Genomic DNA, 26,177 nt, shown 5'->3' with positions numbered 1-26,177 from the left:
CTGTCGCAAAAGCACGGAAAATCAGGCGCTCACAGCCGCGCTTTAGCTCGGTTACAGGCTCATGTTATGCTGCCAGACATAATCACACCTGCCTGCCGGACCAAAAACCATGAAAACTCGCGTGCCACACCTGGCGCACTGGGGCGCATTCACTGCCGTCACCGAAAACGATCGCCTGATTGGCTGTGAACCCTTCTTCGCCGATGCCGATCCCTCGCCGATGCTCAACACCATTCCTGAACTGGTCTATTCGGATAAGCGTATTCGCCAGCCGATGGTGCGCCGTTCATGGTTGAAGTCGCGCGAGAACAGCGATCGCACCTTACGCGGTCGGGAAGACTTCGTGGCGGTAGATTGGGATACCGCGCTGGATTTAGTGGCTGAAGAGAATCGCCGCGTGCGCGATCGCTACGGCGCAGCGGGCATTTTCAACGGCTCTTACGGCTGGTCATCGGCGGGACGCGTCAACCACGCGCGCACGCTGATTCGTCGCTTCTATTTTCAGGGCGGCGGCGGCGTCGACCAGCAAGGTAACTACAGCTGGGGCGCGGCTCAGTTCTTCCTGCCGTACGTGATTGGCACCTACATGCCGCTCACCGGCCGCGTCACCGACTGGCCGGAAGTGGTGCAGCACGCCGACATCTTTATCGCCTTCGGCGGCCTGGCGCTGAAAAACGCGCAGGTGGCGTCCGGCGGCGCAGGGCAGCACAGCCTGAAACCGGCGCTGGAGCAGCTCAGCGCCAAAGGCACGCCAATTATTAACATCAGCCCAATGCGCGATGACTGCCCGGCGTTCGTCAATGCCGAGTGGATTCCGATTCGCCCGAACACCGACGTGGCGCTGATGCTGGCGCTGGGTTTTGAAATCACCAGGCGTAACGCGCTGGATGAAAGCTTCCTCGCCAGCCACTGTACCGGCTGGCCGCAGCTGCGCGGCTATCTGCTCGGTGAAAGCGATGGCATCGCCAAAACGCCTGAGTGGGCCAGCAGCATTACCGGCATTCCGGCGGCGCGCATTGCTTTGCTGGCGCAGCAGCTGATCGGCAAACGCAGCTTTATTACCTGCTCCTATTCGGTACAGCGCGCCCATCGCGGCGAGCAGCCGTATTGGATGATGATTGCGTTGTCATCAATGCTCGGTCAGCCAGGCTTGCCGGGCGGCGGTTTCTCCTTTGGTCATGGCTCGATGAACAGCGTCGGCAATCCGCGTCAGGATGGCCCGGCACCCATGATGAGCACCGGCCCGAATCCGGGCAATTTGTCGATTCCGGTGGCGCGCATCAGCGACATGCTGCTCAATCCCGGCCAGGCGTACGCATTCCAGGGTGAAACCCAGCACTATCCGGATATCCATTTGGTGCACTGGGCGGGCGGCAATCCGTTCCATCATCATCAGCAGCTCAATCGTCTGGTGGAAGGCTGGCAGCGCCCGGATACCGTGATTGTGCAGGATATCGTCTGGACGCCGGCGGCGCAGATGGCGGATATCGTGTTGCCCGCCACCACCACGCTGGAGCGTAACGACATCGGCGGATCGTCGCGCGATCGCTTCGTGCTGGCGATGCATCAGGCGATCAAGCCGCAGCATCAGGCGCGCAATGATTTCGACATCTTCGCTGATATCGCCGATCGCCTCGGCTATCGTGATGTGTTCACCGAAGGGCGCAATGAGATGCAGTGGATTGAGCATCTGTATCAGCAGTGCGCGGTAGCGCATGCGCGCCGTGATATTCCGTTCCCGGAGTTCGGGGAATTCTGGGAGCGCGGTTTTGTCGAGATTCCCGAAGGCGGCAAGCCGTTCGTGTTTATGGATGATTTCCGCGCTAACCCAGAAACGCATCCGATTCAAACCGCCAGTGGCAAGATTGAGCTGTTCTGCCAAACCATTGCCGATTATCAGCTGGAGGATTTCGCCGGACATCCCGAGTGGCGCGAGCCGCAAGAGTGGCTGGGCGCGCCGCTCAGTTCACAGTTCCCGCTGCATATGATCTCGATTCAGCCATCCGATCGTCTGCACAGCCAGATGGACGCCACCGCCACGGTGCAAGGCAACAAAACCGCCGGACATGAGACGCTATATATGCATCCGCAGGATGCGGCAACGCGTGATATTCAGGATGGCGATGAGATTGAGGTGAGCAATGCGCGCGGGCGCATGCTGGCCGGTGTGCGCCTGACCGACGGTGTAACGCCGGGCGTGGTGATCATCGCTACCGGCGCCTGGTTCGATCCTGGCTTTGGTCGCGCCTGGCAACCGTGGGATCGCGCCGGCAACCCGAATGTCCTGACATTGGATATCGGCACCTCGTCGTTAACGCAGGGTCCTAACGCCATGAGTTGCCTGGTGGAAATCAAAAAACATCTGATGTGAATGGGCAACGAATAATCTCATCGCTGGTTACATTTTGCCGGTAACTGTTGCGTTTAGGCGATGGTTTCCCAGCGTGCCACCTTGCTACAGTCAGGGTCCCAGAGGTATTGATGGGTGAACATCAAAAAGTTTTCTTGATTACACCGACCTGCGCAGATGCGCAGGTTTTTTTTTGCTTAACGAATCGAAACACAGTTTTCCTGTCAACTCGCTTTACGTTTCTTTATAACTGCAAGCAATAAGCTTCAGATTCACTTACAGCAGCGGATTGCCATGCCTCAAATAAAAAAATTTCTGGGAAAAGACCAGATAAAAGCGCCCTTTAACCCGTTTCGTTTTCGCCTGATCTGCCTTGGCGTTTTCTGCTGTTTGGTGCTGTTGCTGATTTGCGTTGGTGACCTGCAGCTGATCAAGCATCCGATGCTGGAGCACGAAGCCGATCAGCGCTCGCTGCGTACCGTAACGTTGCCAACTAACCGTGGCACCTTGCTGGATCGTGACGGCCAGGCGTTAGCGCTGAGCGTTCCGGCACGTGACATCATCGCCGATCCAATGCGCGTGCTGGAGGCAAATCCCGATTTCACCAGCGCCAAATGGGCTTATCTGGCGGCCGCGCTCAATCAGCGTCCGGAAGATCTGCGCGCGGCCATCACCGCCAACCCGAAAAAACGCTTCCTCTATCTGGGCCGCAAAATCGAACTCGGCATCGCCAAAGATATCGCCGAGCTGAAACTCAAAGGTATCAGCTCGGTGTATAACGACAGCCGTTTCTATCCGATGAGTGAAGCAGCTGCGCCGCTGATTGGCATTGTAGGGGCCGACAGCAACGGCCTGAACGGCATCGAGAAGGGCTTCGACCATGTGCTGCAGGGCGATCCGGGCAAAGAAGTTTATCGTCAGGATGGTGAAGGCAACATCATTGCGATGATCGATTACCAGCCGCCACAGCAGCCGCCAACCGTGCAGCTCAGTATCGATAAGTTCGACCAATTCACGCTCTACAGCAAACTGCGCGACGGCGTGCTGCTTAACAAAGCGGATTCGGGTGCGGCGGTATTGGTGAAAATCGATACCGGCGAAATTCTGGCGATGGCCTCTTATCCGTCGTTCAACCCGAACAACTATGAAAATGCCACGCCGGCGCAGATGCGTAACTCGGCGATCAACGACAGTTACGAACCCGGCTCCACGGTGAAACCGCTGGTGGTGATGGAAGGGCTGGAACGCCATCTGGTGCGCGCCGATTCGGTGATCGATACCACGCCTTACAGCGTCAACGGCCACTTAATTCGCGACGTTGGTCACTGGCCGCGCCTCACCATGACCGGCATTTTGCAGAAATCGAGTGACATCGGCGTCTCGCACATTGCGCTGGCGATGCCCGCTGAAGCGCTGGTTAATACCTATCAGGCATTTGGCCTGGGTAAACCTACCGGGCTGGGATTGACCGGTGAAAGCGTGGGGTACTTCCCGCTGCACCGCGAGCGCTGGGCCGATATCGAACGCGCCACCTTTGCCTTTGGCTACGGCCTGCGCGTCACGCCGCTGCAGATTGCGCGTGAATACGCCACGCTTGGTTCGTACGGCGTTTATCGTCCATTGTCGATCACCAAAGTGACGCCGCCGGTGTTAGGCAAACAGGTGGCGAATCCGCAGGTGGTGCAAACCGTGGTGCATATGCTGGAGAGCGACGTACTGCCGGGCGGGACCGGGGTAAGAGCGGCGGTGCCGGGTTATCGTCTGGCGACCAAAACCGGTACCGCAGAGAAGATGGGCACCAGCGGCAAGTACGATGGCGGTTATATCAACTACACCGCCGGCATCGCGCCCGCCAGCCATCCGGAAGTGGCGCTGGTGGTAATGATCAACCATCCCACCGCGGGCGATCACTTTGGTGGCTCGGTGGCGGCACCGATCTTCGGCAACATCATGGGCCCGGTACTCAAGCACATGAACGTGGCACCCGATGCGATCTACAGTAAACCTTCTTCAGACAAATCTTAGTTAAATCAAAAGTGTAAGTGAGGTGTGGAGAATATTAACACCTCGTTTCACTTCCCCAAACACCGTTGCTTTTTGCACCTGTCTTTCACCGACTCATCGGTGCGAGTATGGAGATCCCAGAGGTATTGATGGGTGTGAAACAAGCTGCTTTGGCAGTACCCTGTTATTACACCGACCCACGCAGAAGCGTGGGTTTTTTTTGCCTGTAATTTACTGCCGTGCGAACTCGCTCACACCTCTTGTCTGAGTCTTAACACTTCCCCGGCAACATAAAAATATCGGGTTGTGTAACCTGTAGGTAACGCACCGCGATGTCGCATTCCATGGCGGTTCGCTAGCCCCTTACGGTGTTGGTAGCGCTTTAAGGGGCGATTTTTTATTGCGACTCGTTGAGGCCAACCCGCGATGCCAAAAACCAAAGACCGCACGCCAAAAGGCGAGGGCCGTTCTTCGGCGTTTCAGTTACGTATTCACCCAGAGCTGCACGAGCAGCTGCGCAGTGTGACCGACGACGACAACGTCACGCTGTCGTGCTGGTTAAAAGAGCTGGCGCGCCGCGAGCTGCGCCGCCGCGGCATTGAACCCAAAGGTTGAATCGGTTGTTATTGCGTGCACATAACCGTAGCGGCGCAATTCATTGCGCTCCGTTGACCTTTTTCCCGCTGTTATCTTGCGCAATAAATTGCGCCGCTACGAAATTTTCGATAATCGATTTCGGGGCTGAAAACCCGCAAAACGCTAAAAATCCCAACCCTTTATGGCACGAAAGGTTTACCATTTTCCTTTGGAAAATATATTTTACGCAACCTTAACAACCCCGCTTAACCCGCCTCCCTACAATGGCTTTCAAGTCATTACCTTCGTGACTATTCCCTTCCTATCTTTTAGAGAACAACTATGCGCCTGAAACTTCTTTCTGCCAGCGTGGTGTTTTTACTGGCAGCCTGTGACCAGGGCGGAGCAAAGCCCGCCGCATCCGCCACCCCGCAAGTGGGGGTGGTCAACCTGAAAGCGCAACCCGTTACGCTTGTCAGCCAATTGCCAGGCCGCACCACGGCGGTGAGAACTGCGCAGGTGCGTCCGCAGGTGAGCGGCGTAATTGAAAAAATCCTGTTTACCGAGGGCGGTGAAGTGAAAGCCGGCCAGCCGCTGTATCAAATCGATCCGGCCACCTATAAAGCCGCCTACGACAAAGCCATGGCGACCTGGCAGAACGATGCGATGGTGGTGAAGCGCTATCAGCCGCTGGCCAACGCGCACGCCATCAGCCAGCAAACCTACGACGATGCGGTCGCCGCCGCGCGTGAAGCGCAGGCCGACGTGGAAACCGCCAAAGTGAATCTCGACTACACGCTGGTGAAAGCACCGATTTCCGGCCACATTAGCCGCTCGCTGTACACCGCCGGTGCGCTGGTCACCAACGGGCAAACCGATTATCTCGCCACCATCACTCAGCTTGATCCGATCTACGTCGATGTCAGCGAATCCTCCACCGATCTGCTGCGCCTGCGCCGTGCGCTGGCCGATGGCAAAATCGCCAAAGTGGCCGACAACACCGCCGCCGTGGGCTTGTCGCTGGAAGATAACAGCCAGTACGCCGAGCAGGGCAGGCTGGCGTTCTCGGAAGTGAACGTCGATACCGCCACCGGCACCGTGGTGCTGCGCGCGGTGTTCCCGAACCCGAATAACGAACTGCTGCCGGGCATGTACGTGCATGCCAGCTTCCCGCAGGGCATTCAGCAGCAAGGCATTTTGCTGCCGCAAGAGTCGATCATGCATGACACCAAAGGTCAGCCGTATGTCTTTGTGGTGAAAAGCGACAACACCATCGAGCAGCGCAGTATCCACACCGGCGAGATGATCAACGGAGAATGGCTGGTGACCTCGGGCCTGCAGCAAGGGGAAAACGTGGTGGTGAACAACCTGCAAAGCGTGCGCAGCGGGGTGAAAGTGACCACCACCGCCGCCAATACCAACGACACGCCATCCGCCAATGCGGTGAGTCTTTCGATGACTGACGCAGCGGCGCAATAAGGGGGCGGCATGTCGAAGTTTTTTATTGAACGTCCAATCTTCGCCTGGGTTATCGCCATTATCGTGATGCTGGTCGGCGCGATTGCCGCCATCAGTTTGCCGGTCAATCAATATCCCAATATCTCCGCGCCAGCGGTCTCTATCTCGGTGACCTATCCGGGTGCCAGCGCCGAAACCACGCAAAACACCGTGGTGCAGGTCATTGAGCAGCAGCTGAATGGCCTGGATGGTTTGCGTTATCTGGAGTCGAGCAGCGCCTCGGACGGCAGCGCGCAGATCATCGCCACCTTTAATCAGGGCATCAATCCCGATATCGCCCAGGTTCAGGTGCAGGATCGCGTGTCGCTAGCGGAGTCGCAGCTGCCCACCGATGTCACCCAGCAAGGTATCCGCATCCGTAAGTACCAGAAAAACTTCATGATGGTCATCGGGCTGATCGCCAAAGACGGCAAGCTGACTAACGGCGATCTGGCCGACATGCTGGTGTCGAAACTGGAAGATCCGATCTCGCGTACGCCGGGCGTCGGCGACTTCATGGTGCTGGGATCCGAATACGCGATGCGCATCTGGCTCGATCCGGCCAAATTGTACAAATACAACCTGATGCCGAGCGATGTCACCACGGCGATTGATAACCAGAACGTGCAGGTGTCGTCCGGTTCACTCGGCGGTTTGCCGACCATTCAGGGCGCAAAAACCCAGGCGACGATCCTCGGCAAAACCCGTTTCACCACCGTGCAGCAGTTTGAGAATGTGCTGCTGAAGGTGAATAGCGACGGCTCGCAGGTGCGGCTGAAAGATGTGGCCAGCGTCGCGCTCGGGCCGCAAAGCTACGGCATCGATGCCACCATGAACGGCAAACCGGCCGCCGGTATCGCGCTGCGTCTGGCAACCGGTGCCAATGAACTGGATACCGCCAAGGCGGTGCGCCAAACCATCGCCGACCTGAAAGATTCGCTGCCGGATAACGTCGAGATTCAGTATCCGTACGACACCTCGCCGGTGGTCAGCGCCTCAATTGAAGAGGTGGTGAAAACGCTGATCGAAGCGGTGGTGCTGGTGTTCTTCGTGATGCTGATCTTCCTGCAAAACCTGCGCGCCACGCTGATCACCACGCTGGTGGTGCCGGTGGTGCTGCTGGGCACTTTTGGCATTCTTTCGGCGTTTGGTTACAGCATTAACACCCTCACCATGTTCGGCATGGTGCTGGCCATCGGGCTACTGGTGGATGACGCCATTGTGGTGGTGGAGAACGTTGAGCGCGTAATGCACGAAGAGCAGCTCGACCCAAAAGCCGCCACCATTAAATCGATGCAGCAGATTCAGGGCGCGCTGTTTGGCATTGCGCTGGTGCTGTCGGCAGTGCTGCTGCCGATGGCGTTCTTTTCGGGATCGACCGGCGTGATTTACCGCCAGTTCTCGGTCACCATCGTCTCGGCGATGGCGCTGTCGGTGATCATGGCGCTGATCTTCACGCCTGCGCTGTGCGCCACCTTGCTGAAACCGGCAGCGGCGGAGCACAAAACCACCGGATTCGCCGGTTGGTTTAACCGCAAGTTCGACAGCGGGGCAATGCACTACACCCACGGCGTCAGCAAAGTGATTTCCCGTCGCGGCCTGTTCCTGATGATCTATCTGGTGATCGTTGGCGTGACGGGATTTTTGTTCACCCGTGTACCGACCACCTTCCTGCCGGGTGAAGATCAGGGCTTGATGATGGTGCAGATCACGCTGCCGGTGAACTCGTCATCGCAGCGCACTCAGCAGGTGATCAACGATCTCAACGCCTATCTGCAACAGAACGAAGCGTCGGTGGTGACCACCACCTTTGGCGTGGCGGGCTTTAACTTTGCCGGTCGCGGCCAGAGCAACGCCATGGCTTTTGTGCGCCTGAAAGATTGGGGCGACCGCACGCACAGCGGGCAAAGCGTGCAGGATTTGGCGAACCGCGTGATGGCGCACTTCGCCAACTATCAGAACGCCAAAATCTTCGCCATGGTGCCGCCGGCAGTGATGGAGCTGGGCAACGCCACCGGTTTCGATCTCTATCTGCAGGATACCGGCGCGCACAGCCATCAGCAGATGATGGATGCCGCGCATCAGCTGATTACGTTGGCGAACAACGATCCACATCTGGCGCAGGTACGTCTTAACGGGCTGGAAGATGAGCCGCAGTATCAGCTGGAGATCAATGATGAGAAGGCCAGCGCGCTCGGCCTGAGCATGACCGACATCAACAACACTTTGTCGGTGGCGTGGGGCTCCAGCTACATCGATCAGTTCATGTATAACGGCCGCGTGAAAGAGGTCTATCTGATGGGCAAAGCGGACTCGCGCGTCACACCGTCGGATCTCGACAAATGGTACTTCCGCAACAGCAGCGGCACCATGGTGCCATTCTCCGCCTTCGCCTCTGGCAAATGGGTGTACGGCTCGCCGCACTTTGAACGCTTTAACGGCTTAACCGCTGAGGAGATCCTCGGATCGCCCGCGCCGGGCCAGAGTACCGGTGAAGCGATGAAGGCGGTGGAACAGCTGGCGAAGCAGCTGCCGCACGGTTTCCGCGTGCAGTGGTACGGCATTTCGTATGAGGAGCAGGCATCTGGCAGTCAAACCACGCAGTTGTATCTGATCTCGATTCTGGTGGTGTTCCTGTGTCTGGCAGCGCTGTACGAGAGCTGGTCGATTCCGTTCTCGGTGATCATGGTGGTGCCGCTCGGCATCCTCGGCACCATTAGCGCGGTGCTGCTGCGTGGCCTGCAGAACGATGTTTTCTTCCAGGTTGGCCTGCTGACCACCGTGGGGCTGGCGGCGAAAAACGCCATCCTGATCGTGGAGTTCGCCAAAGAGCTGCATGAGCGCGAGGGCAAAACGCTGGTGGAAGCGGCGGTAGAAGCGGCGCGGCTGCGTATCCGTCCGATTATCATGACCTCAATGGCGTTTATTCTCGGCGTGCTGCCGCTGACCATATCCAACGGCGCGGGCGCAGGCAGCCAGCATTCGATTGGTACGGCGGTGGCGGGCGGTATGATCACCGCGACTTTCCTCGCCATCTTCTTTGTGCCGATGTTCTACGTGGTGGTTTCGCAGTTCTTTGCGCGTAAGAAACAAACATCCGCAGAGGGGGTTAAAAATGAACATGAATAACTTCCGTCTGGCGCTGTTGCCGCTCGCGCTGGCATTGGCCGGTTGTACGCTGGCACCGCACTATCAGCGCCCGGCGCTGCCGGTGGACGCTAAATACGATCAGGCGACGCCCGTCGGCAACGTCGCCGATTTGCCGTGGCAGAACTTCTTCACCGATGCCACGCTGCGCAACCTGATCCAGCTGTCGCTCGATAACAACCGCGACCTGCGCGTGGCGGCGCTGAACGTGCAAGAGGCGCAGCAGGGCGTCACGGTGCAGCGCGCTGCGCTGATGCCGTCGATCAACGCCACGGCCAGCCAGACTTCGGCGCATGAACCGGCCAATCTCTACAACACCAAAACCAGCGGCGCGGTGACCTATCACGAGCTGAACAGCGGCTTGAGCGTCACCTCGTGGGAGCTGGATTTCTTCGGCCGCCTGCAAAGCCTGAGCGATCAGGCGCAGGAAACCTATCTGTCGAGCGCCGCCACCGAACGCGCCACGCGCATTTCACTGATCGCGGAAGTGGCGACGGCGTGGCTGACGCTGAGTTCGGATAACGATCTGCTGCATCTGGCGCAACACACCGCGCAAAGCCAGCAGGAATCGTATCGCCTGACCAAGCTCAGCTACGACGGCGGTGCCAGCAGCGATCAGGATCTGGCGCAGGCCGAAAGCACGGTGCGGGCGGCGCAGGCGGACGTGGCGAGTTACACGCGGCAGGTGCGGCAGGATGTGGATGCGCTGCGCTTGCTGGTCGGCACCGATCTGCCCGCCACGCTGCTGTCACACGCCACGCTGGACGCCAACTGGCACTTCCCGGCCACGCCCGCTGGCTTACCGTCGGATCTGCTGACGCGTCGCCCGGATATCATGGCGGCGGAGCACACGCTGAAGGCGGCTAATGCCAATATCGGCGCGGCGCGTGCCGCCTTCTTCCCGAGCATCACGCTGACCGCGTCCGGCGGCTCCACCAGCAGCTCGCTTGGCAGCCTGCTGGGCGGCGGCACCGGCGCATGGTCATTCATGCCATCGATTAACCTGCCGATTTTTGACGGTGGTAAAAACCAGGCCAACCTAAATATCGCGCATATCGAGAAACGCATTGAGATTGCTGACTATGAGAAGGCGATCCAGACCGCGTTTAAAGAGGTGAACGATGCGCTGGCCGGTCAGGATACCTGGCAGGATCAGCTGACGGCGCTGCAACAGGAGGTTGGCGCCAATCAGCGCGACTACGATTACTCCACATTGCGCTTCAAGCAAGGCGTCGACAATTATCTCAATGTGTTAGTGGCCCAGCGATCGCTTTACAGTGCGCAGCAGTCGCTGATCAGCGCGCATCTCGGCCAATTGAACCAGAAAATCACCCTGTACAAGGCGTTAGGCGGCGGCTGGAAATCTTAATCACCTTAACGAAACCCTTACGGTTCGCGTATGGAATTCGCGCGGGCATTCAACCGATAATGCGCGTAGTGATGATTTCCCCTTGAAATAGTCCCCTGTTTTACAGGGGATTTTCCGTTTTCTGGCTAACCTGAAGATCCTGATGACTAACAACGCTTTCCGCTCCCCGTTTTCCCGCTGGCTGAAATGGCTCCTGTTGTTGCTTGTGCTGTTGATTGTGGCGGGCGTGATCTGGCGCGTGGTCGGTGGTCACGGCGGCATGCCGGGCGGCGGAAAGCCGCCGGGCGCACGCGGCGGTCATCGCGGTGGCGCGGGTGGCCCGCCGGGCATGGCGACGATGATGGGCGGTGCCACGCTGGTACACAGCGGCGTCGCCAGCAGCGCTGATGTGCCGGAATACCTCAACGCGCTCGGCACGGTGATCCCTAACGCCAGCGTCACGGTCACCAGCCGCGTCGCTGGACAGCTGGAAAAAGTGTTCTTTACCGAAGGGCAAAAAGTTAGCGCCGGCCAGCTGCTGGCGCAGATCGATCCGCGCAGCTATCAGGCCACGCTGGCGCAGTATCAGGGCGATCTCAATCAGAATCAGGCGTTGCTGAAAAGCGCACAGTTAACGCTGGCGCGCTATCAGAAACTGGCGGCGCAGGACTCGCTATCGCGCCAGGATCTCGATACCCAAACCGCCACCGTCGGCCAGTACAAAGGCGCGGTCGCCGCTGATGAAGCGCAGATCGCCAGCGCCAAACTGGATATCGAGTATGCGCGCATCACCTCGCCAATCAGCGGACGCGTCGGTTTGCGTCTGGTCGATCCCGGCAATATGGTGCAAACCACCGATACCACCGGCATCGTGGTGGTGACGCAGATGCAGCCCGCCGCCGTGACCTTTAGCGTGCCGCAGGGCAACATTCCGCAGCTGACCAAAGCGCTGCACGGCGGGCAAAGTCTGCCCGCCACCGCCTTTGATCAGGACAACAGCCGCGCGCTGGCGCAGGGCGAGGTGAAGTTCATCAGCAACCAGATCGATACCGCGACCGGCACCATTGAGCTGAAAGCCACCTTCCCGAATGAAGACGAATCGCTGTTCGCTAACCAGTTCGTCAATCTGCGGCTGCAAACCAACATCCTGAAACATGCCACGGTGATCCCGGCGCAGGCGCTGCAGCTGAGCAGCGACGGCAGCTTCGTGTTTGTTATCAATAAAGACAACACCGTGACGCGCAAAGCGGTCACCACCGGGCCAACGTTTGGTGAAGATCAGCAGGCGATTCTCAACGGAGTGGAACCGGGCGATCGTCTGGTCACCGAAGGCATCGATCGCCTGACCAACGGCAGCAAAGTGCAGCTGGCGGATGAGCGCAAAACCACCGCGACCGCCGAGGCCAAATGAATCCGTCTCGCCTGTTTATCCAGCGTCCGGTCGCCACCATTTTGCTGATGGTCGGCGTGCTGATCGCTGGGATCTTCTCTTACCGTTTTCTCTCCACCTCGGCGCTGCCGCAGGTGGATTACCCAACCATTCAGGTCACCACGCTCTATCCCGGTGCCAGCCCGGATGTGATGGCGTCGTCCGTCACCTCGCCGCTGGAGCGCCAGCTGGGTCAAATGGCTGGGTTGAGCCAGATGACGTCAACCAGCTCAAGCGGATCGTCGATCGTCACGCTGAAGTTCAGCCTCGATCTGTCGCTGGATGTCGCCGAGCAGGAAGTGCAGGCGGCGATCAATGCCGCCAATAATTTGCTGCCGAGCGATCTGCCCAATCCGCCTACTTACAAAAAGGTCAATCCAGCCGATACCGCCGTGATTACGCTGGCGGTAAGTTCCGACACGCTGCCGCTGACGCAGGTGCAGGATCTGGTGAACACGCGCGTGGCGCTCAAGCTGTCGCAGATTAACGGCGTCGGCATGGTGACGCTGGCGGGCGGCCATCAACCGGCGATTCGCGTGCAGATGGACCCGAAAGCGCTGGCGGCGCATCAGCTGTCGCTGGAGGACGTCAACACGCTGATCGGCAACAGCAACGTGAACGGCTCGAAAGGCGGCTTCGACGGCAAATATCACTCGGTGACCATCGACGCCAACGATCAGCTGCGCACCGCCGATGAGTACGGCAATTTGATCATCACTTACCAAAACGGTGCGGCGCTGCGGCTGAAAGATATCGCGCATATCGAACAGGGACCGGAGAACAGCTTCCAGTCGGCGTGGGCCAACAACAGTCCGGCGATTGTGATCAGCGTGCAGCGCCAGCCGGGCGCCAACGTGATTCAGGTGGTGGACAGCATCAAAGCGCAGCTGCCGAAGCTGCAGGCGGCACTGCCGGACGGCGTGAAGATGAGCATCTTGTCGGATCGCACGCAAACCATTCGCGCCTCGATCAGCGACGTGCAGTTTGAGCTGATGCTGTCGGTGGCGCTGGTGGTGATGGTGACGTTCCTGTTCCTGCGCAACGTGGCGGCGACGCTGATTCCCAGCGTGGCGGTGCCGCTGTCGCTGATTGGTACCTTCGGCGTGATGTATCTGGCCGACTTCAGCCTGAATAATCTTTCGCTGATGGCGCTGACCATCGCCACCGGCTTCGTTATCGACGATGCGATTGTGGTGGTGGAGAACATTTCACGGCGGCTGGAAGAGGGCGAAACGCCGATGCAGGCGGCGCTGAAAGGCTCGCAGCAGATTGGCTTCACCATCATCTCGCTGACCTTCTCACTGATTGCCGTGCTGATCCCGCTGCTGTTTATGGGCGACGTGGTTGGGCGGTTGTTCCGCGAATTTGCCATCACGCTGGCGGTGTCGATTCTGGTGTCGATGGTAGTGTCGCTAACGCTGACGCCGATGCTGTGCGCCTATCTGTTGCAGCACATTCCGCCAGAAAAACAGTCGCGCTTCTCGCGTAAAGGCGGCGAACTGTTCGACAAGCTGGTGCGCGGCTACGACCGCATGCTGACGGTGGTGCTGAACCATCAGAAGCTGACGCTGCTGGTGGCGCTGGCGACCTTTGCGCTCACCGCGCTGCTTTACATCGCCATCCCAAAAGGCTTCTTCCCGACCCAGGATACCGGGCTGATTCAGGGCGTCACCGTGGCGTCGCAGGATGTGTCGTTTAGCGAGATGTCGAAGCGGCAGCAGGCGCTGGCGAAAGTGATTCTGCAAAATCCGTCGGTGGAGAGTTTGTCCTCAACCATCGGCATTGATGGCAGCAACACCAGCCTGAATAGCGGGCGCATCCAGATCAACCTCAAGTCGTTTGAACAGCGCGACGACAAAGCCGACGTGGTGATTAAACAGCTGCAACAGGCGGCGCAGCAGGTGGCGGGCATTCAGCTCTATCTGCAACCGGCGCAGGATTTGACCGTTAACGATCAGGTGTCGCCGAGCCAGTATCAGTTCACGCTGGATGATGCCGACAGCGAAAACCTGGTGCGCTGGACGCCAAAGATGGTCGCCGCCTTGCAGCAGCGTCCGGAGTTTAACGGCGTGGTGAGTAACCTGCAGGATCAGGGCCGCGTGGCCTATGTCGAGCTGAATCGCGATAAAGCGGCGCGCTACGGCATTACCGCCGCCGACGTCGATACCGCGCTTTACAACAGCTTCGGTCAGCGTTTGGTCTCCACCATCTTTACCCAGGCCAATCAATATCGCGTGGTGCTGGAAGTGGCGCCGCAGTATCAGCAATCGCCCGCTTCGTTTGATGATGTCTATTTGCCGGTGACCAGCGCGAGCAGCAGCACTTCCACCACGGATGACACCACCACAACCACCACCGGCATGGTGAAGCTCACGTCCATCGCCACCATTCACCAGCGCACCGGTTCACTGATGCACATGCGGCTCAATCAATTCCCGGCGGTGATGGTGTCGTTCAATCTCAATAAAGGCTATTCGCTGGAAGAGGGGCAGAAGGCGATTGCCGCAGTGACGCAGCAGCTGAATTTGCCGTCGAGCATCACCTTGCGTTATCAGGGCGAAACCTCGGCATTCCAGAGCGCCATCGGCAACACCCTGTGGCTGATTCTGGCGGCATTAATCACCATGTACGTGGTGCTCGGCATTCTCTATGAGAGCTTTATCCATCCGGTGACCATTCTCTCGACGCTGCCGTCGGCGGCGGTCGGCGCGCTGTTGACGCTGCTGCTGGCGGGCAGCGAGTTCAGCCTGATTGCGCTGATTGGCGTGATTCTGCTGATCGGTATCGTCAAGAAGAACGCGATTATGATGATCGACTTCGCACTGGAGGCGGAAAACAAGCAGCACATGAGCGCGCGGGACGCGATTCATCAGGCCTGTTTGCTGCGCTTCCGCCCGATTCTGATGACCACCATGGCGGCGCTGCTCGGTGCGCTGCCGCTGATGCTGGCGTCCGGTTCCGGTGCCGAGCTGCGGCAGCCGCTCGGTCTGGTGATTGTTGGCGGTTTGATCGTCAGCCAGGTGCTGACGCTGTTCTCTACGCCGGTAATTTACCTGTGGTTTGATGGCATCGCGCAGCGCGGCAAGCGCTACATGCAGCGCAAGCAGCAGCAGGCGCGGGGCGAGCGATGAACCTCACCCGGCTGTTTATCTTCCGCCCGGTTGCCACGTTATTGCTGACGCTGGCGATCCTGCTGCTGGGCGCGTTGGGCTATCGGCTGCTGCCGGTGGCGCCGCTGCCGCAGGTGGATTTCCCCACTATCATGGTGAGCGCCAGCCTGGCCGGTGCCAGCCCGGAAACCATGGCAGCCACCGTCGCTACGCCGCTGGAGCGTTCGCTGGGGCAGATTGCCGGCGTCACCGAGATGACCTCGACCAGTTCGCAGGGATCGACCAGCGTGATTTTGCAGTTTGACCTCGATCGCGACATCAACGGCGCAGCGCGTGACGTGCAGGCGGCGATCAACGCCGCACGCAGTTTGCTGCCGAGCGCGATGGAGTCGCTGCCGACCTATCGCAAAGCCAATCCATCGGATGCGCCGATTGTGATGCTGGCGCTGACGTCCGCCACGCGCACGCCGGGCGAACTCTACGATCTGGCCGAAAGCAAAATCGAGCAGGCGATGGGCCAGGTGAAAGGCGTGGGCGAAGTGTCGCTGATGGGCAGCGCCTTACCGGCGGTGCGCATCGATCTGCAGCCGCTGAAGCTGGCGCAGTATGGTATTTCGCTGGATACGGTGCGCAGCGCCATCGCCAACAGCACCAGCAATAAGCCGAAAGGGATTTTGCAGGGCAGCAGCCAGTCGTGGGTGGTGGACAGCAACGGTCAGCTGGATAAAGCCGCGCAGTATCAGGATTTGATTGTCACGTATAAACAGGGCAAAGCGGTGCGGCTGCATGATGTCGCCACCGTGTATGACTCGGTTGAAGATCAGTATCAGGCCGGTTTCCTCAATGCCATGCCATCGGTGATGGTGGGCATTAAGCGCCAGGCCGGTGCCAACATGCTCGACACCATTGATGCCATCAAAGCGCAGCTGCCGGCGCTGGAAAAAAATCTGCCCGCCGATACGCAACTGAAAGTGGTGGTGGATCGCTCGCCGACGGTGCGCGCCTCGCTGTATGACACCGAAGAGACGCTGCTGGTGGCGATGCTGCTGGTGATCGCCGTGGTGTTTGTGTTTCTGCGCAACGTGCAGGCGGTGATTATCCCGGCGCTGGCGCTGCCGGTCTCGCTGATTGGCACCTGCGCGGTGATGTATCTGCTGGGTTACAGCCTCGATAACCTGTCGCTGATGGCGCTGATTATCGCCACCGGCTTTGTCGTCGATGACGCGATTGTGGTGCTGGAAAACATCACGCGCCATATCGAAGAAGGGCTCAGTCCGCTACGCGCGGCGCTGCGTGGCGCGCAGGAAGTGAGTTTTACCGTGCTGTCGATGACTATGTCGTTGATTGCGGTGTTCATCCCGATACTGCTGATGGGCAGCATCGTCGGACGCTTGTTCCGCGAATTTGCCGTCACGCTGACGGTATCGCTGCTGATTTCGATGTTTGTCTCGCTGAGCCTGACGCCGATGCTGTGCGCGCGCCTGCTGAAGCCAAAGCCCAAAGTCACGCAACGCCCGCATCCGCTGTATCAGTTTATCGAAAACCAACTTAACGCATTGCTGGCGGCTTATTCGCGCGGGTTAACCTGGGTGATGGCGCACCAAAAGCTGACGATGTTCAGCCTGGTGCTGACCGTGCTGCTCAACCTGTTCCTGTTTTCCGTGGTGCAGAAAGGCTTTTTCCCCAATCAGGATACCGGCCTGCTGATGGGCGCGCTGCGTGCCGATCAGAACATCTCCTTCCAGGCGATGAAGCCGAAAATGCTGCAGTTCACCCACATCATCCAGTCCGATCCGGCGGTGGAGAGCGTGATGTCGTCGATGGGCAGCGGCATGTTCGGCTCGCGCAACAGCGCCAACTTCTTTGTGCGCCTCAAGGATTTTGACAAGCGCGATGCCACCGCCACCGAAGTGGCGAACCGCCTGAGTATGAAAACCAGCCATATCGCCGGCGCGCAGATGTTCCTGATGGCGGCGCAAGATCTGCACATCGGCGGGCGCAGCGCCAACGCAACCTATCAATACAGTTTGCAGGCCGACGATCTCGATCTGCTACGTGAGTGGACGCCCAAAGTGCAGGCAGCGCTGGCGGCAATCCCGCAGCTGAACAGCGTCGATTCCGACTCGCAAACCGGCGGTCAGGAAGTGGTGATTAATATCGATCGTGACCGCGCGAAACGGTTGGGCGTGGATGTGCAGATGCTCGACATTCTGCTGAATAACGCCTTCAGCCAGCGTCAGGTCGCCACGCTCTATCACACGCTTAATCAGTATCATGTGGTGATGTCGCTGCAGGATAGCTATACGCGCGATCCGGCGATTTTGCAGCAGCTGTATGTGATTAACGACAGCGGCGATCGCGTGCCGCTCGCCGCGTTCGCCAGCTTCAAGGGCGGCAACGCGCCGCTGTCGGTGGCGCATCAGGGCCAATCCGCCACCAGCACCGTGGCGTTTAACCTCAACGATGGCGTGTCGCTGGAGCAGGCGCAGGCGCTGATTAAGCAGGCGATGGCGCAGCTCGGTTTACCCTCCAGTATTCAGGCCGGTTTTGCCGGCACCGCCGCCGCCTTCGCCCAGCTTACCGCCACCATGCCGTGGCTGATTATCGCGGCGCTGGCGGCGGTGTATATCGTGCTCGGCGTGCTATATGAGAGTTACATCCATCCGCTCACCATTCTCTCAACACTGCCGTCGGCGGGTGTGGGCGCGTTGTTGTTGCTGTTGCTGACCAACACGCAGCTGACGGTGATCGCGCTGATCGGCATCATCCTGCTGATTGGTATCGTGAAAAAGAACGCCATCATGATGATCGACTTTGCGATTCACGCCGAGCGCAGCCAAGGCATGACGCCGCAGCAGGCGATCACCCAAGCCTGCTTGATGCGTTTCCGGCCGATCATGATGACCACGCTGGCCGCCTTCTTTGGCGCGCTGCCGCTGGCGCTGGGCAGCGGCGGCGATGCCGACTTACGTAGCCCGCTCGGGCTGGCGATTGCCGGTGGTTTGGCGCTGAGCCAATTATTAACGCTGTTTACTACGCCGGTGGTTTATCTCTGGCTCGACCGTTTAAGCCGCGCCACGCAACGTCAGTGGCAGCGGTTGCGTCATGTGGAATCCCGATAGATGAAAATGTCTCTGAAAATTACGCCGTTGCTCACCGTGATGTTGCTGGCGGGCTGCGCGGTTGGCCCCGATTATCAGCGCCCGAGCATGGCGATGCCGACCCATTTCAAAGAAGCCAAAGGCTGGACGCAGGCGACGCCGCAGGATGCAAACAGCAAAGGTGAATGGTGGCAGGTTTATCATGATGCCACGCTGGCTAGTCTGCTGAAGCAGGTGAGCATCTCCAACCAGAACGTTGCCAGCTATGCCGCGCAGTACCGCGAAGCACAGGCGCTGGCTGGGCAATCACGCGCGGAGTTGTTGCCGTCGCTAGGCTACGACGCCAGCAGCACGCGCAGCGGCAGCCGCGCCAGCGCCAGCGATCAACGCAGCGTCAGCAACAGCCATGCCGCCGATCTCAGCGCCAGCTGGGAGCTGGATGTGTGGGGCAAACTGCGACGCACGCTGGAGGAGAACCATGCCAGCGCCGAAGCCAGCAAAGCCGAGCTGGCGAATATCACCTTGAGCGCGCAGTCCGAACTGGCGCAGGACTATTTCCAGCTGCGCATCATCGACGAGAAAATCGCGCTCTATCAGCGCAGTATCGCGGCCTATCAACGCTATCTGACGGTGATAGAAAACAAATACGCGGCGGGCAGCGAATCACGCGCCACCTTAGCGCAGGCGCAGATGCAGCTGGAGAGCGCCCGCGCCTCGGCGCAGGATTACCAGTGGCAGCGTGCACAGATGGAGCACGCCATTGCGTTGCTGCTGGGCCGAGCTCCGGCGGATTTCTCCTTGCCGGTGGCGAAGCTGGAGGCCGCGCTGCCCGCGATCCCGAACAGCGTGCCGTCGCAGCTGTTGCAGCGCCGTCCCGATATCGCCTACGCCGAGCGCAACGTGGCGGCGGCGAATGCGGCGGTCGGCGTGGCGATTGCCGGTTACTACCCCGATTTGACGCTGAGCGCCAGCGGCGGCGTGAGTTCATCGGCGATCAACAGTTTGTTCTCGCTGCCCAATCGCGTCTGGTCTTTGGGGCCGGAGCTGAGCGGTACGCTGTTAGATTTCGGCGCCACCTCAGCGAAAGTCGAACAGGCGCGCGCCGCCTATGATGCCAGCGTTGCCAGCTATCGCCAGTCGGTGCTGACCGGCATGGGCGAAGTGGAGGATTATCTGGTGCAGCTGAATACTTTGCAGGGCGAAATCGCCGCACAGCAGCGCGCCACCGACGCGGCGCAGGAATCGGCGCGCGTAACGCGTAATCAGTATGATGCCGGAATGATCGACTATCTCGACGTCGCCACCACCGAAAACAGCAGCCTGAGCGCGCAGCAGAGTTTGCTGTCGCTGCAGAGCACGCAGTGGGTCAGCAGCGTCGGTCTGATCGCCGCGCTGGGCGGTGGCTGGCAGCCATAAATCAGGTCAACACTGCGCGATAAATCGCGCCGCTACAAAAGCGCGCCTATTCCGTAGCGGCGCAATTTATTGCGCAATGTTGGTCGGGGCTAAGAATGCCAAACCAGCACGAATATCACCACGCCACTTGTCGAAAATCCCCAGATCCTGCATCGTAAGAGCCATTTTTACGATTGCTAAGGAGCTGGCATGCTACTCACTTTTTTCCGTTTCCTGTTCCGCCTGCTGTGGCGTGTGGAACTGCGCGGCGACCTCGCGGCACTGCATAAAGAGAAAGTGCTGATCACCCCCAATCACACGTCGTTTCTGGATGGGGTATTACTGGCGCTGTTTCTGCCGATCAAACCGGTGTTCGCGGTCTATTCCTCGATCAGCGATCAATGGTTTATGCGTCTGCTGAAGCCGATCATCGACTTCGTTCCGCTCGATCCCACCAAGCCGATGTCGATCAAACATCTGGTGCGCATGATCAATCAGGGCCGTCCGGTGGTGATCTTCCCCGAAGGGCGCATCACCGTGACCGGATCGCTGATGAAGATCTACAGCGGCGCCGGCTTTGTGGCGGCGAAATCCGGTGCCACCGTGGTGCCGATGCGTATCGAAGGCGCGGAATATACGCCGTTTGGTCGTCTGGCGGGCGTGTTTAAACGGCGCCTGTTCCCGCGCATCACCTTAACGGTGCTGCCGCCAACGGTAATCCCGATGCCTGAAGCCAGGCGCGCGCGCGATCGTCGCACGCTGGCGGGCGAGCACCTGCATCATGTGATGATGGAAGCCCGCATGGCGGTGCGTCCACGTGAGACGCTGTTCGAAGCTTTCCTGAATGCGCGTCAGCGTTATGGCGCGATGAAGCCGTGTATCGAAGACGTCAACTTCAAACCGGATAGCTACACCGGTTTGCTGAAGAAAGCGCTTGGCGTGGGCCGCATTCTGGAGCGCTACAGTCAGCAAGGTGAATACGTCGGTCTGCTGCTGCCGAACGCCACGGTGACGGCGGCGGCGATTCTCGGTGCTTCGCTGCGCGGCCGCATTCCGGCGATGCTCAACTACACCGCAGGCGTGAATGGCATGCGTGCGGCGTTGACCGCATCGCAGGTGAAAACCGTGTTTACCTCGCGGCAGTTCCTCGAAAAAGGCAACCTGTGGCACTTGCCGCAGGGACTCAGCGAAGTGCAGTGGATCTATCTGGAAGATCTGAAAGATACCGTTACGCTGCAGGACAAGTTGTGGATTGTGGCGCATCTGCTGATGCCGCGCCGTGCGCTGGTGGCGCAGCAGCCGGAAGATGCGGCGATGGTGCTGTTTACCTCCGGTTCGGAAGGCCATCCCAAAGGTGTGGTGCACTCGCATAAAAGTCTGTTGGCGAACGTTGAGCAGATTCGTACCGTGGCGGATTTCACCCCGCGTGACCGCTTTATGTCGGCGCTGCCGCTGTTCCATGCTTTTGGTTTAACCGTTGGCCTGTTTACCCCGTTGCTGACCGGCGCACAGGTGTTTCTCTATCCGAGCCCGCTGCATTACCGCATCGTGCCGGAGCTGGTTTACGACCGTAACTGCACCGTGCTGTTTGGTACCTCAACCTTCCTTGGCAACTATGCGCGTTTCGCCAGCCCGTACGATTTTGCGCGTCTGCGCTATGTGGTGGCGGGCGCGGAGAAACTGCAGGAAGCGACGCGTCAGATCTACATGGAAAAATACGGCATCCGTATTCTCGAAGGCTACGGCGTGACGGAGTGCGCGCCGGTGGTGGCGATCAACGTGCCGATGGCGGCGAAAAATCACACCGTGGGCCGCATTCTGCCGGGCATGGATTCGCGTCTGATTTCGGTGCCGGGCATTGAGCAGGGCGGTCGCCTGCAGCTGCGCGGTCCGAACGTAATGAACGGGTATCTGCGCGTGGAAAATCCAGGCGTGCTGGAAGTCCCGGTCGCCGATAACGGCGAAGGCGAGATGGAAGCGGGCTGGTACGACACCGGCGATATCGTCAGCTTTGATGAAGGCGGTTTCTGCCAGATTCAGGGCCGTGCGAAACGCTTCGCCAAAATTGCCGGTGAGATGGTGTCGCTGGAGATTGTGGAGCAGATTGCGCTAAAAGCCTCTAACGAGAAGCAGCATGCGGCGTCGCTGCGTCCGGACGGTAATCGTGGTGAAGCGTTGGTGCTGTTTACTACCGACAGCGAGTTGGGCCGCGACACGCTGCTGAAAGCGGCGCGTGAAATTGGCGCGCCGGAACTGGCGGTGCCGCGCGATATCCGCGTGATGAAGCAGCTGCCAATGCTGGGCAGCGGCAAACCGGACTATGTCAGCCTCAAGCAGCTGGCGGAAGAGGAGCAGGCATGAGCCAGGCGTTAAATAAGGATGCACCGCTGTTATCGCGCAACATGCTGGCGGTGATTGTGGCGCAGTTCTTCTCGGCATTTGGCGACAACGCGCTGTTGTTTGTGACGCTGGCGGTGCTGAAAAATCAGTTCTATCCGGACTGGAGTCAGCCGATCCTGCAAATGCTGTTTGTAGCCACTTACATTCTGCTCGCGCCGTTCGTGGGCCAGATGGCGGATAGCTTTGCCAAGGGGCGGGTAATGATGTTCGCCAACAGTCTTAAGCTGCTCGGCGCGCTGGTTATCTGTTTCGGCTTCAATCCGTTCCTCGGCTATACGCTGGTGGGGATTGGCGCGGCATCCTATTCGCCGGCCAAGTACGGCATCCTGACGGAGATCACCAGCGGTGAAAGGCTGGTAAAAGCCAACGGCTTAATGGAAGGTTCGACCATTGCGGCGATTCTGCTGGGTTCGGTAGCGGGCGGTATTCTGGCGGACTGGAACCTGGTCGCCGCGCTGGTGGTGTGTGCCATGACCTATGCGATGGCGGTGGTGGCGAACATCTTTATTCCGCGCCTGACGGCGGCGCGTCCCGGCCAGAGCTGGCATTTTGGCGCCATGCTGCGCAGTTTCATCGCGGCCACTAAGCTGCTGTGGCGCAACGGCGAAACGCGCTTCTCGCTGCTCGGCACCAGCTTGTTCTGGGGCGCGGGCGTGACGCTGCGTTTCCTGCTGGTGCTGTGGGTGCCGGTGGCGCTCGGCATTAGCGATAACAAAACCCCGACCACGCTGAATGCCATGGTGGCGATTGGCATCGTGATTGGTGCGGCAGCGGCAGCGAAGCTGGTGACGCTGCAAACCGTGCGTCGCTGCATGCCAGCCGGTGTGCTGATTGGCGTGATGGTGGTGGTGTTCGCGTTGCAAACCAGCTTGCTCAATGCCTATCTGGTTTTGATGCTGATTGGTGCGCTGGGTGGTTTCTTCGTGGTACCGCTCAATGCGCTGCTGCAGGAGCGTGGCAAGGCATCCGTGGGTTCGGGCAACGCGATTGCGGTGCAAAATCTCGGTGAGAATACCGCGATGCTGCTGATGCTGGGATTGTATACCGTGGCGATTAAGCTGGGCGCGCCTGCGGTGGCGACCGGCGTCGGATTCGGCGCGATTTTCGCCGTGGCGATTGCGGTGTTGTGGTGGAAAGCGCGGCGGTAGATGGTGAGGTAATTAATAAGGTCGCCTTGAATGGCGACCTTACGGTTTTACGGGGCTGGATAGGTAAACTGGCGATGAATCGCTTCCAGTTCCTCTAACACCTCGGCATTCAGCGTCAGATTGAAACTCTCTACGTTAATCTTCAGCTGCTCCAGCGTGGTGGCGCCCAGCAAGGTGCTGGCGACAAACGGCTGTTGACGCACATACGCCAGCGCCATCTGCGACGGATCCATATTGTGCTTCTGCGCCAGCGCAACATAGGCAGCAATCGCCTGCTGTGACTGATCGCCGCTGTAGCGGGTAAAGCGGCTAAACAGCGTATTGCGCGCACCGGCTGGTTTCGCACCGTTCAGGTATTTCCCGCTCAACGTACCAAACGCCAGGCTGGAATACGCCAGCAGCTCAACGCCTTCATGCTGGCTGATCTCCGCTAAACCGACCTCGAAGCTGCGGTTCAGCAGGCTGTACGGGTTCTGGATGGTGACGATACGCGGCAGCTCATGCTTTTCAGCCAGCTGCAGGTAACGCATCACGCCCCACGCGGTTTCGTTCGACACGCCAATGTAGCGAATCTTACCGGCGCGCACCTGTTCGGTCAGCGCTTCCAGCGTTTCCAGCAGCGTCACCGGCACGCTGGAATCGGTGTATTGATAGCCCAGCTTGCCGAAGTAGTTGGTCTGACGCTGCGGCCAGTGCAGCTGATAGAGATCGAGATAATCGGTGTTCAGGCGTTTCAGGCTGGCATCCAGCGCTTCGCGGATGTTTTTGCGATCCAGCGCCTGGTTCGGGCGAATCGACGCATCCGCGCCGCGTACCGGACCGGCTACTTTGCTGGCGAGGATGATTTTGTCACGGCTGCCGCGCTTCTTCAGCCAGCTACCAATGTATTGTTCGGTTAATCCCTGGGTTTCCGGGCGCGGCGGCACCGGATACATTTCTGCGGTATCAATCAGGTTGATGCCACTGCTAACCGCGTAATCAAGCTGTGCGTGGGCGTCGGCTTCGCTGTTCTGCTCACCAAACGTCATGGTTCCAAGCCCCAGCTGACTCACTTCCAGCGTGCTATGGGGAATACGGTGATAGTGCATGTGCCGGCATCCTTTTTTCATTATGAAAGGGAATGTTGTGTCCTTTGGGACTATAGCGTGTGAAGCGGCGCGGAAGGAAGAGGGGAAAGTTCGGGAAATCGCCTGCACAAGGGGAAAACGCGTGCAGGCAGGGCAATTTGGCACTTAACGCTCAATGATGGTTGAAACCTCGTCACCATTGATCTGCATCTGATGGCCTTGCTCATCGGTGTACTGTACCAATCCGGTCTCTTTATCGATGGCGGGTTTGCCATCTGTCATGATCATGCGGCCATCTTTGGTCGCCATGACGTAATCACTGCTACAACCACTCAATAACAGCGTCACCAAGGTTAAACCTACTGCACTCACCAACCCTTTCATTCTTATCTCCTTCTCGCGACTTCAACAGCAAAAGTGTAGTAATAAATGCTTTCGTCGTTAGGAGTAATCGCATCATTCCTAAAATTATCGGCAGCAATATGCATTTACAGTAAAAAATGTCGCGCCAAAAGCGGACCGGTGAAGCTCTTCTTCAGATAAAAGCCGCGCGGCAGCGTCATGATCGGCTCGCCGTGTTCGCCAATCGCTTCGGTCAACGCTTTGCTGTTGGCGGCTTTAGGGCGGATTTGCAGCCAGGCACCGTGACGTGCGGTGATGCGCTCCACCTGACCGAGCACAATCATGTCCATCAACTCTTCCCAGTCTTCGCGCAGCTGTTGCTCCTCTTCTGCACTCGGATGCCACAGCAGCGGCGAACCGACGCGGCGCTCGGCCAGCGGCAAAGCACGATCGCCTTCGATCGGGATCCACAGTACCCGCGCCAGTTTGTGCCGCACATGGCTGGTTTGCCAGGTTACGCCACTATTGCCGGTTAACGGCGCGACGCACACGAAGGTGGTCTCCAGCGGTTTGCCCTGCGCATCTACCGGAATCGTTTTCAGCTCAATGCCGAGATGGGCGAAATCCTGCTCGGCTTTGCTGCCAGCGCTGGCACCCAAATGCAGCTCTAACAGCATGCCAACCCAGCCTTTGTCGCGTTTCAAATCTGCCGGAATCGGCAGGTTAATCTGCGCCGCCAGCGCGGCAAAGGTCTGTCCCGCCAGCTGCTGTGCGCGCTGCAGTAATTCCGCTTCGTTTTCAGGTGGCGATGGCAATAACGGTGAGAAGTGCATGCTAAAACTCACATTGGTTAAAGAGTGAACAGTAAACGCGAGCCGGGTTTGTCCACATGGCAGTTAGTTGAATAAAGGTGATAATAGCATGATTCAGCATGCTTTTTTATTTCAATAGAATGGGACGATCCAGTGATATGGCCCGGTTATCCCAGCTTGTTATCGACAATGAACAGGTGTTGAACCTGGTTATCCACAGAAAAGTGGGGTAACACCCTTTTGGGCATACCCCTGTTTCCATTTACAGCCTTGACTTTCGCGTTTTGAACGCTTTTTTTCCTTTCTTTGACCAGGTTTAGGGCATTCTCTGTGGATAAAAACGTCGGTGATGGATCTTTAACCGATCGAAAAAACTGAGCGGAGTATAACTACGGATCCTGGTAACGATTTAACGGTTAATAAGTCATATCCCGATGAATATGATGATTTT

At 58.7% G+C, this 26,177-nt stretch carries 15 protein-coding genes; 12 read left to right on the top strand and 3 right to left on the bottom strand.

Annotation, left to right across the window (positions count from 1 at the left end; translation table 11 throughout):
- The first annotated feature begins 109 nt into the window (after nucleotides 1-109).
- From P6287_RS15550 to lplT, 12 genes are all read left to right on the top strand, one after another.
- The gene (locus tag P6287_RS15550) at nucleotides 110-2,371 is read left to right on the top strand and encodes a molybdopterin-dependent oxidoreductase (protein ID WP_277974035.1); all 2,262 of its coding nucleotides are present in this window, start codon (nucleotides 110-112) and stop codon (nucleotides 2,369-2,371) included.
- A 273-nt stretch (nucleotides 2,372-2,644) separates the two neighbouring features.
- On the top strand, nucleotides 2,645-4,375 hold the full coding sequence (locus P6287_RS15545) for a penicillin-binding transpeptidase domain-containing protein (protein ID WP_101761978.1): 1,731 nt from the start codon (nucleotides 2,645-2,647) through the stop codon (nucleotides 4,373-4,375).
- A 405-nt stretch (nucleotides 4,376-4,780) separates the two neighbouring features.
- Nucleotides 4,781-4,969, top strand: a complete 189-nt coding sequence (locus P6287_RS15540) for a hypothetical protein (protein ID WP_061719884.1) — start codon at nucleotides 4,781-4,783, stop codon at nucleotides 4,967-4,969.
- A 303-nt stretch (nucleotides 4,970-5,272) separates the two neighbouring features.
- Entirely contained in the window at nucleotides 5,273-6,409 is a 1,137-nt protein-coding gene (locus P6287_RS15535; protein WP_277974034.1) for an efflux RND transporter periplasmic adaptor subunit, read from the top strand.
- A gap of 9 nt (nucleotides 6,410-6,418) precedes the next feature.
- A complete protein-coding gene (locus tag P6287_RS15530) occupies nucleotides 6,419-9,556 on the top strand; it encodes an efflux RND transporter permease subunit (protein WP_277974033.1) in 3,138 nt (1,045 codons plus the stop codon).
- On the top strand, nucleotides 9,543-10,943 hold the full coding sequence (locus tag P6287_RS15525; protein WP_277974032.1) for an efflux transporter outer membrane subunit: 1,401 nt from the start codon (nucleotides 9,543-9,545) through the stop codon (nucleotides 10,941-10,943). The genes P6287_RS15530 and P6287_RS15525 overlap by 14 nt, the downstream gene beginning before the upstream one ends.
- 142 nt (nucleotides 10,944-11,085) lie before the next feature.
- Nucleotides 11,086-12,333: an MdtA/MuxA family multidrug efflux RND transporter periplasmic adaptor subunit gene (locus P6287_RS15520; RefSeq protein ID WP_277974031.1), complete on the top strand. Its 1,248-nt coding sequence runs from the start codon at nucleotides 11,086-11,088 to the stop codon at nucleotides 12,331-12,333.
- A complete protein-coding gene (locus P6287_RS15515) occupies nucleotides 12,330-15,482 on the top strand; it encodes an MdtB/MuxB family multidrug efflux RND transporter permease subunit (protein ID WP_277974030.1) in 3,153 nt (1,050 codons plus the stop codon). The genes P6287_RS15520 and P6287_RS15515 overlap by 4 nt, the downstream gene beginning before the upstream one ends.
- Complete coding sequence (locus tag P6287_RS15510; RefSeq protein ID WP_277974029.1) at nucleotides 15,479-18,583, top strand: efflux RND transporter permease subunit; 3,105 nt, start codon at nucleotides 15,479-15,481, stop codon at nucleotides 18,581-18,583. Before P6287_RS15515 ends, P6287_RS15510 begins: the two co-directional genes overlap by 4 nt.
- Nucleotides 18,584-19,978: an efflux transporter outer membrane subunit gene (locus tag P6287_RS15505; protein ID WP_277974028.1), complete on the top strand. Its 1,395-nt coding sequence runs from the start codon at nucleotides 18,584-18,586 to the stop codon at nucleotides 19,976-19,978.
- A gap of 189 nt (nucleotides 19,979-20,167) precedes the next feature.
- The gene (aas, locus tag P6287_RS15500; RefSeq protein ID WP_137386371.1) at nucleotides 20,168-22,318 is read left to right on the top strand and encodes a bifunctional acyl-ACP--phospholipid O-acyltransferase/long-chain-fatty-acid--ACP ligase; all 2,151 of its coding nucleotides are present in this window, start codon (nucleotides 20,168-20,170) and stop codon (nucleotides 22,316-22,318) included.
- The gene (lplT, locus tag P6287_RS15495; RefSeq protein WP_192412026.1) at nucleotides 22,315-23,505 is read left to right on the top strand and encodes a lysophospholipid transporter LplT; all 1,191 of its coding nucleotides are present in this window, start codon (nucleotides 22,315-22,317) and stop codon (nucleotides 23,503-23,505) included. The genes aas and lplT overlap by 4 nt, the downstream gene beginning before the upstream one ends.
- Nucleotides 23,506-23,552: 47 nt before the next feature.
- On the opposite strand, the gene P6287_RS15490 is transcribed toward lplT, so the two are convergent.
- The 3 genes from P6287_RS15490 to mutH form a co-directional block, all read right to left on the bottom strand.
- Complete coding sequence (locus tag P6287_RS15490; RefSeq protein ID WP_110867968.1) at nucleotides 23,553-24,593, bottom strand: NADP(H)-dependent aldo-keto reductase; 1,041 nt, start codon at nucleotides 24,591-24,593, stop codon at nucleotides 23,553-23,555.
- A 144-nt stretch (nucleotides 24,594-24,737) separates the two neighbouring features.
- Nucleotides 24,738-24,956 carry a YgdI/YgdR family lipoprotein gene (locus tag P6287_RS15485; RefSeq protein WP_101761992.1) on the bottom strand — a complete coding sequence of 73 codons (219 nt, stop codon included), beginning with the start codon at nucleotides 24,954-24,956 and terminating at the stop codon, nucleotides 24,738-24,740.
- Nucleotides 24,957-25,060: 104 nt separating this feature from the next.
- Entirely contained in the window at nucleotides 25,061-25,747 is a 687-nt protein-coding gene (mutH, locus tag P6287_RS15480) for a DNA mismatch repair endonuclease MutH (RefSeq protein ID WP_110867967.1), read from the bottom strand.
- Nucleotides 25,748-26,177 lie beyond the last annotated feature (430 nt).

The organism is Pantoea sp. X85, assembly GCF_029623675.1.
In the GTDB taxonomy this organism is placed as follows: domain Bacteria; phylum Pseudomonadota; class Gammaproteobacteria; order Enterobacterales; family Enterobacteriaceae; genus Pantoea; species Pantoea leporis.
Note: the sequence above shows the minus strand (reverse complement) of the source record. Positions and strands in the feature narration are given on the sequence as shown.